Source organism: Sciscionella marina DSM 45152 (assembly GCF_000379465.1).
Classification (GTDB): Bacteria; Actinomycetota; Actinomycetes; order Mycobacteriales; family Pseudonocardiaceae; genus Sciscionella; species Sciscionella marina.
In genome coordinates, this window is record NZ_KB905414.1 from 379,517 (window position 1) to 394,639 (window position 15,123).

Consider the following 15,123-nt stretch of genomic DNA (forward strand, 5'->3'; position numbering starts at 1 on the left):
CGCCCACCTCACAGGGTCATCAGATCAGGCCACAGTTTCGACCATGGCTCGCGCAGTTCGGCGCAGCGCCAGATCGGTACATCCGTTGTCTCGCCGGGAAGACCGAGCCGCGATTCGGATTTCCCCAGTGGCTCCACCCGGTTGCACGCGGCACGCAGCGCGGGCGCGGTCCCGCCGATGTAGAGCACGGTTTTCGCCGAGTCCGGTGGCGGGCCGAAATACCCGAATCCGCGGCCGGGGCTGTACACCGCGGGCAATCCGTGCTGCGCGCCGAATTCGTCGAACGCGGCCGCCCTGGTGTAGGAATCGGTGACGAGTACCGCGGTTTTCCGCTCGTCCGGGGTGAGCCGGTGATAAGCGTTCGCGGTCGAGTTCATCAGATCCTGCCAGCCGAACTGACCGTTGAGGGTCAGCTTCTCGGCCGCGTCCTCGGGCCCGTGCACCGGTTCGATCTCCGCGGCAGGGCGCCACGGCAACAGCACCACCGAGGACCACACCGCGACAACCGCGAGCACCCCGATCGCCCAGCGACCGAGCGGATAAACCTTGTCCCGCAACAGTTCCGCCGAACCGGCCGCGGCGAGCACCGGAAACATCCCGACCACGTAATAGGGCCGCCCGCTCGCGATGACGAAGAAGACGAACAACAGGATCGCGGCCGGGGCGAGGAACCGGTACGGGCGCAGCCGTTCGGCACGGAACAACCGCCACACCCCGTAGCACAGCAGCGGAACACCGAGCACTCCGGCGAGTTTGAGCGCTTCCGGGGTGAACAGCAGCGGACCCCGGGCCGCGGCCTCGTCCGTGCCGATGATCTCGCTCATGGCCCGCTGCGGCCAGCCATGTTCGGCCTGCCAGACCAGGCTCGGCACCATGCTGACCCCGACCAGGAAGGCCCCGGTGAGCAGCATCGGGTTGATCAGCATCCGGCGCGGCCCGCAGGCGAGCACGGCGAGCGCGACACAGACCCAGAACGCCGGGATCAGCCATTTCACCTGCATATCCACCGCGGTGACACAACCGGCGGCGAACAACAGCACGTCGTTGGGTGTCCCAGCGGCCCTGGTGCGCACCCAGCGCACCAGCAGCCAGGTGATCAGCACCCACAGCACACTGTCGATCGTGGCGGTGGCCAGCAGATGTCCTTGGGACAGCAGGAAAAGCGAACTGGCCGCGGCGAGCGCGGAGAGCGTCTGCGCCCCGCGTGTCCCGCCGAACTCTCTGGCGAGCAGCCCGGCGAGCAGCACGATCCCTGCCGAGGCCAGTACCGAGGGAAGGCGCACGGCGAACAGCGAGCCGGGTGCGATCAGATCCATCAGCCTGGCGATCGCGGGCACCAGCGGACCCTGATCGGCGTAGCTCACGTCGAGCCTGCGCCCCGCGGCGAGAAAGTACAGCTCGTCCCCGAAGAAGCCGTACCGCTCGATCACCGCGAGCAGCAACCCCGCGGTCGCGAGTGCCACCAGCCCGATCCCGAGCTTCGCCACCGGCGCACGCGTGTTCGCCTCGCCCATCGCCGAATCCCCCTCGTCGCTACCGGCACACCATCCTCGCGGTCGCCTCGACCGCGGCGCGCGAATAGCGTTCCATGTCGAAGTCCTCCGTGCGCGAGACCCGGCCGGCAAGGCCGTCGATGGTGTCCCGGATGACCATGGCCGTCATCCGGAGGTCGAACTCGGCGAACTCCCCCGTTTTCTGTCCTTCCTCGAGCAGTTCGACAAGCGGATCGAGAATGTCCGCGCTCTCCTGGGTATCGCGGAAGTACAGCATGCCGTCCCGATCCCGGAGATTGCCGATCACATCCACGAACACCCGCAGATGGGTGCGGTGCTGCCCGATGAATTCGAAGTTCGACTCCAGATAGGCGCGCAGCTTCGGCCAGGCCCCCTCCGCCGCGTCGATCCGCGGGGCCATGAACTCACCGCCCGCGATGTAGAGCTGGATGACGAGCTGGTGCAACAGATCGTCCTTGCCGTCGAAATGATAGGAGATGACGCCTTTGGAGATGCCCGCACGCTCGGCGATCTTGGCCAGCGAGGCCTTCAGGTAGCCCTGCTCGGCGATCACCTCGACCGCGGCCTCGATGATCTGACGGCGGCGCGCCTCCTCGATGAACGTCCGGCCTTTCTGACCAGCCGACTCACTTTCTGACCGCATGGCCAAACTTTAGCATCGGAGACGGGTCAGGCCAAGGGCATGTCCGGTTGGTGTTGGCGAACCGGCAGAATGGTGCCCCGTGAGCAGCCCTACGCCTATCCCACAACGGATCGCAGAGGAACTCGGCATCGAGCAGCGGCAGGTGACCGCGACGATCACGATGCTCGACGACGGTGCGACGGTGCCGTTCATCGCGCGCTACCGCAAGGAGGTGACCGGGGCACTCGACGATGTGCAACTGCGCACCCTGCACGAGCGGCTCGGCTATCTGCGCGAACTCGACGAGCGGCGCACCGCGATCCTGGACTCGATCCGGGAGCAGGGCAAGCTCACCGGGGAACTGGAACAGTCCATCAACGCGGCCGAGACCAAGGCCCGCCTCGAGGACATCTACCTTCCGTACAAGCCCAAGCGGCGCACCAAGGCGCAGATCGCCAGGGAACAGGGCCTGGAACCGCTCGCCGACGCGCTGTTCGAGGACCCGGACAACGAGCCGGACACACTCGCCGCGCAGTACGTGACCGAGGAGGTCGCCGACGCCCAGGCGGCACTGGACGGGGCTCGCGCCATCCTCGTGGAGCGCTTCGGGGAGGACGCCGATCTGGTCGGTGAGCTGCGCGAGACCATGTGGACCCGGGGAAGGCTGATCACCAAGGTCCGCGAGGGCAAAGAGAGCGAGGGCGCGAAGTTCGCCGACTACTTCGACTTCGCCGAGGAACTCGCCTCGCTGCCGAGTCACCGGGTGCTCGCCGTGTTCCGTGGGGAGAAGGAAGGCGTGCTCGATCTGACCGTCTCCCCCGAGCCCTCCGATGACGAGGTGCCCGGACCAAGCGAGTACGAGCGCGCGATCGCGGCCAAGTTCGGCATCAGCGACCAGGGCCGCGCCGCCGACTCCTGGCTCACCGGCGTGGTGCGCTGGGCCTGGCGTACCCGCATCCTGATCCGACTCGACGTGGACCTGCGGGCCCGGCTGCGCGCCGCCGCCGAGGACGACGCAGTCGGTGTGTTCGCCACCAACCTGCGGGACCTGCTGCTCGCCGCGCCCGCGGGCACCCGCCCGACCCTCGGGCTCGACCCGGGCCTGCGCACCGGGGTGAAGGTGGCCGTGGTGGACGCGAACGGCAAAGTCACCGACACCACCACCATCTACCCGCACGCCCCGACGAAACGCTGGGACGAATCGCTGGCCGCCCTCGAAGCCCTTGTCCGCAAGCACGAGGTCGAGCTGATCGCGATCGGCAACGGCACCGCGTCCCGGGAGACCGACCAGCTGGCCGCCGAGCTGATCAAGAAGTCCAGCGCGAAGCTGACCAAGGCCGTGGTCTCCGAGGCGGGCGCCTCGGTGTACTCCGCCTCCGAATACGCCTCGACCGAACTGCCGGCGCTGGACGTCTCGCTGCGCGGCGCGGTCTCCATCGCGCGGCGGTTGCAGGACCCGCTCGCCGAACTGGTCAAGATCGAGCCGAAATCGATCGGGGTCGGCCAGTACCAGCACGACGTGTCCGAGCTCAAGCTGGCGCGCAGCCTGGACGCCGTCGTCGAGGACTGCGTGAACGCCGTCGGTGTGGACGTGAACACCGCTTCGGCTCCGCTGCTGACCAGGGTTTCCGGGATCACCGCCACGCTCGCGGAGAACATCGTCGCGCACCGGGACGCCAACGGCTCTTTCCGTAACCGGGTCGCGCTCAAGGAGGTCGCCCGGCTCGGCCCGAAGGCCTTCGAACAATGCGCGGGATTCCTGCGCATCCAGGGCGGCGAGGATCCGCTCGACTTTTCCAGCGTGCACCCCGAGGCCTACCCGGTCGTGCGGCGGATCCTGTCCAAGACCGGTGCCGAGACCGGCGAGCTGATCGGGAACACCACACTGCTGCAGGGTCTGCGCCCCGAGGAGTTCACCGACGATTCCTTCGGCGTGCCCACGGTGAGCGACATCCTGACCGAACTGGAGAAGCCGGGCCGCGATCCCCGTCCGGAGTTCGCCGCCGCCAGGTTCGCCGACGGCGTGGACACCCTCGCCGACCTGAAGGTGGGCATGGTGCTCGAGGGCGTGGTCACCAACGTCGCCGCCTTCGGCGCCTTCGTGGACGTCGGGGTGCACCAGGACGGGCTCGTGCACGTCTCCGCCATGGCGAAGCGGTTCGTCTCCGATCCCCGCGAGATCGTGAAGTCCGGGCAGATCGTGCGAGTCAAGGTCCTGGAAGTGGACATCCAGCGCAAGCGCATCGGGCTCACGCTGCGCCTCGACGACCCGACCGACGGCTCGAAACCCGCGCAGGACAAGGAGAATCGCGGTCAGCGCGGTGGCGGTGGCGGTGGCGGGAAGGGCGGCAACCGCGGTAACGGCGGCGGCAAAGGCGGGAAGCAGGGCGGCGGAAAGCCGCCCCGGGACCGGGCGCCCCAGGGCGGCGCCATGGCGGACGCGCTGCGCCGGGCCGGTCTGACGGGCAAGTAGTTCGGCGGTGGTGTCCGGGGAGCGGTCTCCCCGGACACCATCGGCCATGATTCACGGTGGCGCTGCGGGGTTTCGAATGGTTTCGAGCGCACATAGGTGCCCTCGTACTCGTTCCGCGAACCCGGGACAGCCTACTCGGCGCAACTGATCGGGCAGATTGACCGAACCGAGCCGTCCACTCCAGTATCCGGCCTGTTCTCCCGTGACCGAACGGACAAGATCTGGCCGGTTGTCCTCGACAAGGAGGAAGAACTCGTCGGGGCAATACACTTCGTAGGGCACGTTGTCCGGATCGCGATGCTTGGTGAAGTCACGGTCCTTGGTGAGGACCAAGTCGGCTCCACACGCGATGGCCGCCGCGTGCACGTGACGGTCTTTTTCATCGCTGCCGGGAAATGTGCCATCGATACGGAAATCATCCACCCGGCCACCAGCAAAGGTCGCGGCAAGGCTGTCACGAATGCGGGTGACCTGACCTCCTGAGGCGTTCGGATGGCGAGCACGGAAACTGCTGATGACTTCGGCAAGGATGTCTTCCGTCCAGTAAATCCGGAAGAATTCCTCCGCCGACTGCCGGGTGAACAGCAGCGCGATCCAATCGCGGATCGTTCGGGAATACAGCACGTTGGCATCGACAAGAACCCCCAGAGCAAGCATGGCGACAGGTTAGCGGGACCGACCGACGAAGTACCGTTGTCTCCGCACCCCTCGAGCACGCGGAGGCTATCCCTCGAATTCGTCCTCGGTAGCCCGTAGCGCGTCGAATGCCCGGCGCTGCCCGTTCTTGCGTTCCGCCCGGAAAGCCTCGACGTCCTCGGCACGGAGCCGGGTGTGACTGCCCACCCGGTGAGCAGGCAGCTCACCGCTCTTGATCGTCTTCATCAACGTCGGCCGGGAAACACCGAGTAACCGGGCGGCCATCGTCGTGGTGAGTTCCTGCGGCATGGCCCGCACCGTGACCGTCTCCCCGCGGGCGACAGCCTGCAGCACACGGTTGACCACGGTGGACAACTCGACCGGAAGTCTCGCCGAGGTTCCGGCACTCGCCACATTCACCGAGAAGCTCTGCACAGCGGCCTTCTCCAGCAACTCCCGAGCTTGCGCGCGCTCGGCAGGAGTAGCCAGCAACACCTCGCGGCCGGTGTCCGCCTCCGTCGACATCGGTCCCCTCCTGTTCAGCGTCAGCCGCTGCCCAGTATGCAAGGTTTCACTTATAACTGCAACCCAGTGGCGTTCAGGCGCCGGACACCCTCCTTACTGCACCGGGTTGGTCAGCGTGCCGATTCCCTCCACGGTCACCGAGACCGACTGGCCCGAGGTGATCGGGCCGACCCCGGCCGGGGTTCCGGTCAGGATGACGTCCCCGGGCAGCAGCGTCATGACCGTGGAGATCCACTCCACGACCTTGCCGACATCGTGGATCAGCAGCGAGGTGCGCGAGTCCTGTTTGCGCTCGCCGTCCACCTCGGTGTGAATGGGCAGATCGGCCGGGTCCACGGCGGTGTCGATCCACGGGCCGAGCGGGCAGAAGGTGTCGTGCCCCTTCGCGCGGGTCCACTGGCCATCGTGTTTCTGGTGGTCGCGCGCGGTCACGTCGTTGGCGACGGTGAACCCGAGCAGGGCATCCCGTGCCTTGCTCGCGGAGACGTTCTTGCACGGGGTGCCGACGATCGCGGCGAGTTCCCCTTCGAAGTGCACCTCGTTCGAGCTCGCGGGCAGCTTGATCGGCAGGTTCGGGCCGATCACCGAGGTGTTCGGTTTCATGAAGATCACCGGATCGGCCGGGGCCTGGCCGCCCATCTCGGCCGCGTGATCGGCATAGTTCTTGCCGATGCAGATGATCTTCGTCGGCAGGATCGGGGCGAGCAGCCTGGTGTCGGCGAGCTTCCACTTCCGCCCGGTGAAGTTCTTCTCCACCCCGAACGGATGCTCGGCGATCTCCGCGACCACGGCATCGGCCCCTTCGCCCTCGACGGCGGCGAAAGCGACCCCTTCCTGATGAGCAATCCTCGCGATACGCACAGGGTCACTCTAACTGCTGCTCTCGGTGCGCACCCGATACGCCTTGTGCGCGAGCGCATCGGCCAGGGCCAGCCAGCTCGCCTCGACGATGTTCTCGTGCACCCCGACGGTGGTCCACTCGCGCGCGCCGTCCGCGGAGTCGAGCAGCACCCTGGTCACCGCGTCGGTGCCGTGTGCCCCGGCGAGGATGCGCACCTTGTAGTCGGCGAGCGCGACCTCGTCCATCCAGCTCAGGTGCGGACGCAGGGCGGTGCGCAGTGCGGCGTCCACGGCGTGCACCGGGCCGTTCCCCTCGGCGGTCGCGATCACCCGCTGCCCGCCGACGTGCAGTTTCACCGTGGCCTCGGAGACCACCGAGCCGTCCGGGGCGTGGTCGATGATCACCCGGTAGGACTCGAGGGTGAACACCGCGGATTCGGCCTCCGCCTCGCCCGCGTTGCGCCGCAGCAACAGTTCCAGTGAGGCGTCGGCGGCCTCGTAGGACCACCCGGCCGCCTCCCTTCGCTTGACCTCGTCCACCGAGGCGGTCAGTGCCTCCGGCCGGGCGGCCAGGTCCACGCCGAGTTCGCGGCCCTTGAGTTCCAGGCTCGCCCTTCCGGCCATCTCGGTGACCAGTACACGCATGTCGTTGCCCACGAGCGCGGGGTCGATGTGGTTGTACAGCAAGGGATCCACCTTGATCGCGCTCGCGTGCAGGCCCGCCTTGTGCGCGAAGGCCGATGCACCGACATAGGCCGAATGCGGATCCGGGGTGATGTTCGCGAGTTCGGCGATGCCGTGCGAAACCCGGGACAGCTCCCCGATCGCGCCCTCCGGGAGCACCGGCATGTCCAGCTTCGCGACCAGATTTCCGAGCACCCCGAACAGATCCGCGTTGCCCGCGCGTTCGCCGTAACCGTTGGCGGTGCACTGCACATGGCTGACCCCGGCCTGTACGGCGGCGATCGAATTGGCCACCGCACAGGATGTGTCGTCCTGGCAATGGATCCCGAGCCGGAGCCCGGTCTTCTCGCGTACCTCGGCGACCGTCTCGGCGATTCCGATCGGGAGCTGGCCGCCGTTGGTATCGCAGAGCACCACCACATCCGCGCCCGCCTGGGCTCCCGCGTCGAGCACCCGCAGCGCGGTCTCCGGATCGTGGGCGTAGCCGTCGAAGAAGTGCTCGGCGTCGAGGAACACCCTGCGGCCCTCACCGACCAGGAAGCGCACGGTGTCGGCGACCATCGCGGCCGCGGTCGGCACATCGGTGCGCAGGGCGCGTTCGATGTGCCTGCGATCGGATTTCGCGACCAGGGTGATCACCGGGGCGGCGGACTCGAGCAGCGCGCGCACCTGGGGATCCTGCGCGGCCCGGGTGTCCGCCTTGCGGGTGGCGCCGAACGCGACGAGCGCGGCGTGTTTCAGTTCCAGTTCCCCGGAAGCGGCGCGGGCGAAGAACTCCGTGTCCTTGGGCAGCGCGCCGGGCCAGCCGCCCTCGATGAACCCGACCCCGAGGGAATCGAGCAACCGGGCGACGGCGAGCTTGTCGGCGACCGAGTAGGAAATCCCTTCCCGCTGCGCGCCATCGCGCAAAGTCGTGTCGTAGACGTGGAATTCGTCCCCGAGCGGGGTGTCTTCCGGACGGGTGCGGGTCACGGTATTTCTCCTGTGGTGGCGGGACGCTGTGCTGCTCGGGCAAAACCAAAAAAAGAACCTCCCGTACGGATACGGGAGGTTGGCGCATCGGGTGCGTTTTGTGAACGGCTACCCGATGCGCTTGGCGATAATGCCGGTCGCGGTGCTGGTGACACGCTTCATGACCGGCATGATCGCATGCGCCGCCGGCGTTGTCCAACCGCCGGTCATGCGCCGGTTCCGTGCTGTGGCGCGGAAACGAGTGCGGCGAGCCGGTCACCGACGGCCGAGGTGGTTCCCGGGTTCGCGTGGTCCCGGGTGGCGAGGTCGAACGCGACCGAAGCCTCGATGCGCCGCGCCGACTCGCGTTCACCGATGTGGTCGAGCAGCAGCGACAGGGAAAGAACCGCGGCCGTCGGATCGGCGATCCCCTGCCCGGCGATGTCCGGGGCGGACCCGTGCACCGGCTCGAACAGCGAGGGGTTGGTGCCGCTCACGTCGAGGCTGCCGGAGGCCGCGAGCCCGATCCCACCGGTCACCGCGGCCGCCAGGTCGGTGATGATGTCGCCGAACATGTTGTCGGTGACGATCACGTCGTACCGCGCGGGATCGGTGACCAGGTGAATGGTCACCGAGTCGACGTGCTGGTAGGAGACGGTGACCTCGGGGTGCTCGAAGGAGACCTCCTCGACAACCCGGGACCACAGCGAGCCGGCGTGGGCGAGCACGTTGGTCTTGTGCACCAGGGTCAGGTGCTTGCGCGGGCGGGCCGAGGCACGGGTGAACGCGTCCCGCACCACCCGGTCCACCCCGTGCATGGTGTTCACGCTGACCTCGGTGGCCACCTCGTGCCTGGTGTCCTTGCGCAGGATCCCGCCATTGCCCGCGTAGAGCCCCTCGGTGCCCTCGCGCACGACGACCAGGTCGATCTCCGGCGGCTCGGCGAGCGGGCTGCGCACCCCCGGGTAGAGCTTCGAGGGCCGCAGGTTCACCGCGTGGTCGAGCTCGAAACGCAAGTTCAGCAGCAGGCCGCGCTCCAGGATGCCGCTCGGCACGGTCGGGTCACCCACCGCGCCGAGCAGGATCGCGTCCTGGTCCCGCAGCTCGGAGAGCACCGACTCGGGGAGCAACTCCCCGGTGGCATGCCAGCGGGTCGCACCGAGGTCGTAGCGCGTGACCTCGGCACCAGGCGAGACCTCGTCGAGCACCTTCAGCGCTTCGCCGATGACCTCTGGACCGATCCCATCACCTGGGAGCACGGCAAGCCGCATCTAAACCTCCACTGTTATCGCTTACCGAGCACACTACCGGGCGACACCCGCCGCCGGACGAGCGACGGTGTCCAAATCGCGAGATGCTGATCAGCGGAAATCGACCGAGTGCGCGGTGCGCGCGCCGATCGCCGCGCCGATCTTGGCGAGCACCGATTCGTCCACGGCGTGATCCACCCGGATGAGCATGGTCGCCTCGGAACCGCTCGTGGTCTGGGACAGCTGGGCGGCCTCGATGTTCACCCCGGCCTCGCCGAGCAGGGTTCCCGCGGTCCCCATCACGCCCGGCCGGTCGGCGTACTCGAGCAGCAGCACGGTGCCCTCCGCGCGCAGGTCGAAGTGCCGGCCGTTGATCTCCACCAGCTTCTCCACCTCGTCCAGCCCGGTCAGGGTGCCGGAGACGGAGATCGTGGAGCCGTCGGACCCGGTCGCGCGCACGGTCACCAGGCTGCGGTGGTTCGGGCTCTCCGATTCGGTCTGCACATCGGCGCGCACCCCGAGTTCCTCGGCCAGGTTCGGCGCGTTCACGAAGGTGACCTGCTCATCGACCAGATCGGCGAACACCCCGCGCAGCGCGGCCAGCGGGAGCACGGTCACATCCTCCCCGGAGATCTCGCCGCGCACCGCGACGGTAATCGAGGTGGGTGCCTTGGCCGAGAGCGCGGCGACCACGGTGCCCAGTTTCTGGGTGAGCGGGAGGAACGGGCGCACCTCCTCGCCGACGGGGCCACCGGCCACGTTCACCGCGTCCGGGACGAATTCGCCACGCAGCGCCAGCAGTGTCGAACGGGCCACATCGGTGCCCGCACGGTCCTGCGCCTCCGCGGTCGAGGCGCCGAGGTGCGGGGTCACCACCACGTTGTCCAGGCCGAACAGCGGGCTCTCGGTGGTCGGTTCGGTACTGAACACGTCGAGGCCCGCGCCGCCGACCCGGCCCTCGCGGATCGCGTCGGCCAGCGCCTGCTCGTCCACGAGCCCACCACGCGCCGCGTTCACGATGATCACGCCCGGCTGGACCTTGGCCAGCTTCTCGGCGTCGATCAGGCCCTTGGTCTCCGGGGTCTTGGGCAGGTGCACGGAGATCGCGTCGGCGCGGGAGAGCAGTTCGTCCAGCTCCACCACCTCGACACCGAGCTGCGCGGCCCGCGCCGCCGAGACGTACGGGTCGTAGGCGATCAGGTTCGCGCCGAACGCGGCGAGCCGCTGTGCGACCAGCTGGCCGATCTTGCCGAACCCGACAATGCCCACGGTCTTGCCGTTGATCTCCACACCCGAGTAGGAGGAGCGCTTCCACTCCCCGCCGAGCAGGCTCGCACAGGCCGCGGGGACCCGGCGCGCCACCGAAAGCAGCAGCGCGATCGCGTGCTCGGCCGCGGAGACGATGTTCGAGGTCGGCGCGTTCACCACCATGACGCCCTTGGCCGTGGCCGCCTCGACCTCGACATTGTCCAGTCCCACCCCGGCGCGAGCGACGACCTTGAGCTTGCTGCCCGCGGCGTACACCTCGGCGTCGACCTTGGTTGCCGAGCGCACGAGCAAGGCATCCGCCTCGGGGAGCGCCTCGAGCAACGCGGATCGGTCGGTCCCGTCCACATGGCGGATCTCGAGCTCATCACCGAGCACTTCCAGCACGGAGGGCGCGAGCTTCTCTGCGATCAGAACGACTGGACGACTTGCGTTAGTCACGATAGCTGCTCATTTCCTGCGTGGTACGCGAAACATAGGACAAAACCAGTGGACACCGCACTGTGCCCACCCCAGCCAGCAGTGTAGTGCTCGAACTCGGGACGTCCAGGGCGTACAACGACATGGAATACCGGCCGATCACACTCCGTGCACAAAAATCGGGGCACCGTCCGCAATGGACAGTGCCCCGATTCGGTTCTCGCGTACCTTTTGAGCAGTGTCGTTGAGCGGCGAAGCCGCTCTCACCACCCCCGCAACTCGCACCGCGGCGGGTTCTCAGCCGTCTCCTCGCGAGGACAGCACCGCCGTGGTGTATCGGACATACATGAGAAGGTGATCCCGGAGCGAGGGGGCGGCTGAGGTTCCGCTATCCAGCCCCTCGCAATCCAGCCAGGCGAAACCTCACTAAGCGGTGTCGTTGAGGGGGTTGTCCACCCAGGACATGAGCCCGCGGAGTTTCGCACCGACCTGCTCGATCTGGTGCTGCTGGCCCTGCTCACGCAGCTTGGTGAAGTTCGGGCGGCCGTTGTCGTCCTCGGCGATCCACTCCTTGGCGAAGGAACCGTCCTGGATCTCACCGAGGATCTTCTTCATCTCCGCCTTGGTCGCGTCGTTGACCACGCGCGGACCGCGGGTGAGGTCGCCGTACTCGGCGGTGTCCGAGCAGGAGTAACGCTGCCGGGCGATGCCGCCTTCGTAGATGAGGTCGACGATGAGCTTGAGCTCGTGCAGCACCTCGAAGTAGGCGATCTCCGGCTGGTACCCGGCCTCGACCAGGGTCTCGAAGCCCGACTGGATCAGGTGCGAGGTGCCACCGCAGAGCACCGCCTGCTCGCCGAACAGGTCGGTCTCGGTCTCCTCCTTGAAGGTGGTCTTGATGACCCCGGCGCGCGAGCCGCCGATGCCCTTGGCGTAGGAGAGCCCGAGCGCGAGGCCGTTGCCCGAGGCGTCCACCTCGACCGCGACCAGGTCCGGCACGCCCTTGCCGTCGACGAACTGACGGCGCACGAGGTGCCCGGGGCCCTTCGGCGCGACCAGGATGACGTCCACGCCCTCCGGCGCCTGGATGTAGCCGTAGACGACGTTGAATCCGTGCGAGAAGCACAGCACGTCACCGGCGTTCAGGTTCGGTGCGATCTCGTCGGCGTAGACCTTGCGCTGCACGGTGTCCGGCGCCTGGATGGTGACGAAGTCGGCTTCCTTGGTCGCCTCGGCCGGGGTGAGCACGCGCAGGCCCTGCTCCTCGGCCTTGGCGCGGGACTTGGAGCCTTCGGGGAGCCCGATACGGACGTCGACGCCGGAGTCGCGCAGGGACAGTGCGTGAGCGTGCCCCTGGCTGCCGTAGCCGATCACCGCGACCTTGCGGCCCTGGATGAGCCCGAGGTCGGCGTCATCGTCGTAGAAGATTTCCGCGGCCATGTGTTATTGCTTTCCTTCCAACGTTCGATCTTGCTCGGCTTTTCGAACTACTCAGCGCACCGAGGTAGCGGTGATCGACCGCGCTCCCCTGCCGAGTGCCACCATTCCCGACTGCACTATTTCCCGGAGCCCATACGGCTCGAGCATCCGCAGCAGCGCATTCAGCTTATCGGTGTTTCCTGTCGCTTCGACGGTGACCGCTTCTGGCGAGACATCGACCACCTTAGCGCGGAACAGCTGTACGGTTTCCAGCACCTGGCTGCGCACGGTCGCGTCCGCGCGCACCTTCACCAACAGCAACTCCCGCTGTATGGAAACGGCGGGTTCGAGCTCGACGATCTTGATCACGTTCACCAGCTTGTTGAGCTGCTTGGTGACCTGTTCGAGCGGGAACTCCTCCACCGAGACCACGATGGTCATACGGGAGACATCCGGATTCTCTGTCGGCCCGACCGCGAGCGATTCGATATTGAATCCGCGCCGCGAGAACAGACCGGAAACCCGTGCGAGAACACCTGGTTTGTTCTCGACGAGAACCGAAAGTGTATGTGAACTCATTGCCGCCCCCGATTCGCTTCGTCGATCATTTCCGATTCCTCGACCGGCGGCGCTACATCATCGCTGTCGAAAAGTGGGCGTATATCACGGGCCGCCATGATTTCGTCGTTTCCCGTTCCGGCGGCGACCATGGGCCACACCTGAGCATCCTTACCGACGACGAAATCGATCACCACGGGGCGGTCGTTGATTTCCATCGCCTGCTTGATGACCGCGTCCACCTGTTCTTTGTTCTCCGCGCGAAGACCCGCGCAGCCGAGTGCCTCGGCGAGCATCGGGAAATCCGGGATATTGTGTTTCTGGGTGCCCAGATCGGTATTCGAGTACCGCTCGTCATAGAACAGGTGCTGCCACTGGCGGACCATTCCCAGATTGCCGTTGTTGATCACGGCGACCTTGATCGGGGCGTCCTCGATCGCGCAGGTGGCCAGTTCCTGGTTGGTCATCTGGAAACAGCCGTCCCCGTCGATGGCCCACACCTGCTTGTCCGGAACCCCGAACTTGGCGCCCATCGCGGCGGGCACCGCGAAGCCCATGGTGCCGAGGCCCCCGGAGTTGATCCAGCTGCGCGGCCGCTCGTAGCCGATGAACTGGGCGGCCCACATCTGGTGCTGGCCGACCCCGGCCGCGTACACCGCCTCCGGCCCGACCAACGCGCCGATCCGCTCGATGACGTACTGCGGGGACAGCGTGCCGTCACTCGGCCACTCGTACCCGAGCGGGAAAGTACCGCGCGCGTCGTTCAGGTACTCCCACCACGCGGTGTAGTCACCGACCGGGCCCTGCTGGGTGTGCTGCTCCTTCACCGCATCGATGAGCTCGATGATGATCTCCTTGGCGTCCCCCACGATCGGCACATCCGCGTGCCGGTTCTTGGAGATCTCCGCAGGGTCGATGTCCGCGTGCACCACGGTCGCCGAGGGCGCGAAGGAGTCGAGCTGGCCGGTGACCCGGTCGTCGAACCGGGTGCCGAGCGCAATCATCAGGTCCGCGCGCTGCATGGAGGCCACCGCGGCGACCGAGCCGTGCATGCCGGGCATGCCAAGGTGCGAGGGATGCGAATCCGGGAAAGCCCCGCGCGCCATCAGCGTGGTGACCACCGGGACCCCGGTGAGCTCGGCGAGGTTGCGCAGCTCGGCGTCCGCTCCGGACTTGATCACTCCGCCGCCGACGTAGAGCACCGGCCGACTGGACTTCGCCAGCAGCCGCGCCGCCTCGCGCACCTGCTTGCCGTGCGGGCGGGTGGTCGGCCGGTAACCGGGCAGATCGAGTTCCGGCGGCCAGGAGAACGAGGTCGCCTCCTGCAGCACGTCCTTCGGGATGTCCACCACGACCGGGCCGGGGCGTCCGGTGGAGGCGATGTGGAAGGCCTCCGCGACCGCGCGCGGGATGTCACGAGCCTCGGTGACCAGGAAATTGTGCTTGGTCACCGGCATCGTGATGCCGCAGATGTCGGCCTCCTGGAAAGCGTCCGTGCCGATCAGCGCCCTGCTCTGCTGGCCGGTGATCGCCACGACCGGGACCGAGTCCATGTGCGCGTCGGCGAGCGGGGTGACCAGGTTCGTCGCCCCCGGACCGGAGGTCGCCATGCACACCCCGACCTTGCCCGTGGCCTGCGCATACCCGGTCGCGGCATGCCCCGCGCCCTGTTCGTGGCGGACAAGCACATGGCGCACCCGGGTCGAGTCGAGCAGCGGATCGTACGCGGGAAGAATCGTGCCCCCGGGAATCCCGAAGACCACCTCCGCGCCGACCTCCTCGAGCGAACGGACGAGGGACTGCGCACCGGTGACGCGTACTGGGGCGCCACTCGGCGGAGCCGGGACCGGTCGTTGCGCTGCCTGCTTTCCCTGGCCGGGCTTCGCGGATTTGTCCCCGGACTGACCGGGGTCCTCGCCGCGTGCCCGACGCGTTGCGCTTGTCATCTGCCTGCCTTCTTACTTT

The 15,123-nt window shown here is 67.4% G+C and carries 12 protein-coding genes; 1 reads left to right on the forward strand and 11 read right to left on the reverse strand.

The window, feature by feature from the left end; translation table 11 throughout:
- Nucleotides 1–8 precede the first annotated feature (8 nt).
- A complete protein-coding gene (locus tag A37U_RS0131655) occupies nt 9–1,514 on the reverse strand; it encodes a glycosyltransferase family 39 protein (RefSeq protein WP_020500698.1) in 1,506 nt (501 codons plus the stop codon).
- 19 nt (nt 1,515–1,533) lie between these two features.
- Nucleotides 1,534–2,157, reverse strand: coding sequence for a TetR/AcrR family transcriptional regulator (locus A37U_RS0131660; protein WP_020500699.1), 624 nt, complete (start codon nt 2,155–2,157; stop codon nt 1,534–1,536).
- Nucleotides 2,158–2,236: 79 nt separating this feature from the next.
- On the opposite strand from A37U_RS0131660, the gene A37U_RS0131665 reads away from it, so the two are divergent.
- Nucleotides 2,237–4,609 carry a Tex family protein gene (locus A37U_RS0131665; RefSeq protein WP_026197806.1) on the forward strand — a complete coding sequence of 791 codons (2,373 nt, stop codon included), beginning with the start codon at nt 2,237–2,239 and terminating at the stop codon, nt 4,607–4,609.
- 51 nt (nt 4,610–4,660) lie between these two features.
- Here the strand turns inward: A37U_RS0131665 and A37U_RS0131670 are convergent, their stop codons facing one another.
- The 9 genes from A37U_RS0131670 to A37U_RS46350 all read right to left on the reverse strand — a co-directional run bounded on the left by A37U_RS0131670 (nt 4,661) and on the right by A37U_RS46350 (nt 15,104).
- Nucleotides 4,661–5,266, reverse strand: a complete 606-nt coding sequence (locus tag A37U_RS0131670; protein WP_026197807.1) for a PIN domain-containing protein — start codon at nt 5,264–5,266, stop codon at nt 4,661–4,663.
- A 66-nt stretch (nt 5,267–5,332) separates the two neighbouring features.
- The gene (locus A37U_RS0131675) at nt 5,333–5,770 is read right to left on the reverse strand and encodes a helix-turn-helix domain-containing protein (RefSeq protein WP_020500702.1); all 438 of its coding nucleotides are present in this window, start codon (nt 5,768–5,770) and stop codon (nt 5,333–5,335) included.
- A 93-nt stretch (nt 5,771–5,863) separates the two neighbouring features.
- Entirely contained in the window at nt 5,864–6,631 is a 768-nt protein-coding gene (locus A37U_RS0131680) for a fumarylacetoacetate hydrolase family protein (protein ID WP_020500703.1), read from the reverse strand.
- 9 nt (nt 6,632–6,640) lie between these two features.
- Nucleotides 6,641–8,266 carry a citramalate synthase gene (gene cimA, locus A37U_RS0131685; protein WP_020500704.1) on the reverse strand — a complete coding sequence of 542 codons (1,626 nt, stop codon included), beginning with the start codon at nt 8,264–8,266 and terminating at the stop codon, nt 6,641–6,643.
- A gap of 206 nt (nt 8,267–8,472) precedes the next feature.
- On the reverse strand, nt 8,473–9,516 hold the full coding sequence (locus tag A37U_RS0131695) for a 3-isopropylmalate dehydrogenase (RefSeq protein ID WP_020500706.1): 1,044 nt from the start codon (nt 9,514–9,516) through the stop codon (nt 8,473–8,475).
- Between the two features lie 90 nt (nt 9,517–9,606).
- Complete coding sequence (gene serA / locus A37U_RS0131700) at nt 9,607–11,202, reverse strand: phosphoglycerate dehydrogenase (RefSeq protein WP_026197809.1); 1,596 nt, start codon at nt 11,200–11,202, stop codon at nt 9,607–9,609.
- Between the two features lie 405 nt (nt 11,203–11,607).
- Nucleotides 11,608–12,621, reverse strand: coding sequence for a ketol-acid reductoisomerase (gene ilvC, locus A37U_RS0131705; RefSeq protein WP_020500708.1), 1,014 nt, complete (start codon nt 12,619–12,621; stop codon nt 11,608–11,610).
- Between the two features lie 51 nt (nt 12,622–12,672).
- The gene (gene ilvN, locus A37U_RS0131710) at nt 12,673–13,179 is read right to left on the reverse strand and encodes an acetolactate synthase small subunit (RefSeq protein WP_020500709.1); all 507 of its coding nucleotides are present in this window, start codon (nt 13,177–13,179) and stop codon (nt 12,673–12,675) included.
- Nucleotides 13,176–15,104, reverse strand: coding sequence for an acetolactate synthase large subunit (locus A37U_RS46350; protein ID WP_051111782.1), 1,929 nt, complete (start codon nt 15,102–15,104; stop codon nt 13,176–13,178). The genes ilvN and A37U_RS46350 overlap by 4 nt, the downstream gene beginning before the upstream one ends.
- Between the last annotated feature and the right edge of the window lie 19 nt (nt 15,105–15,123).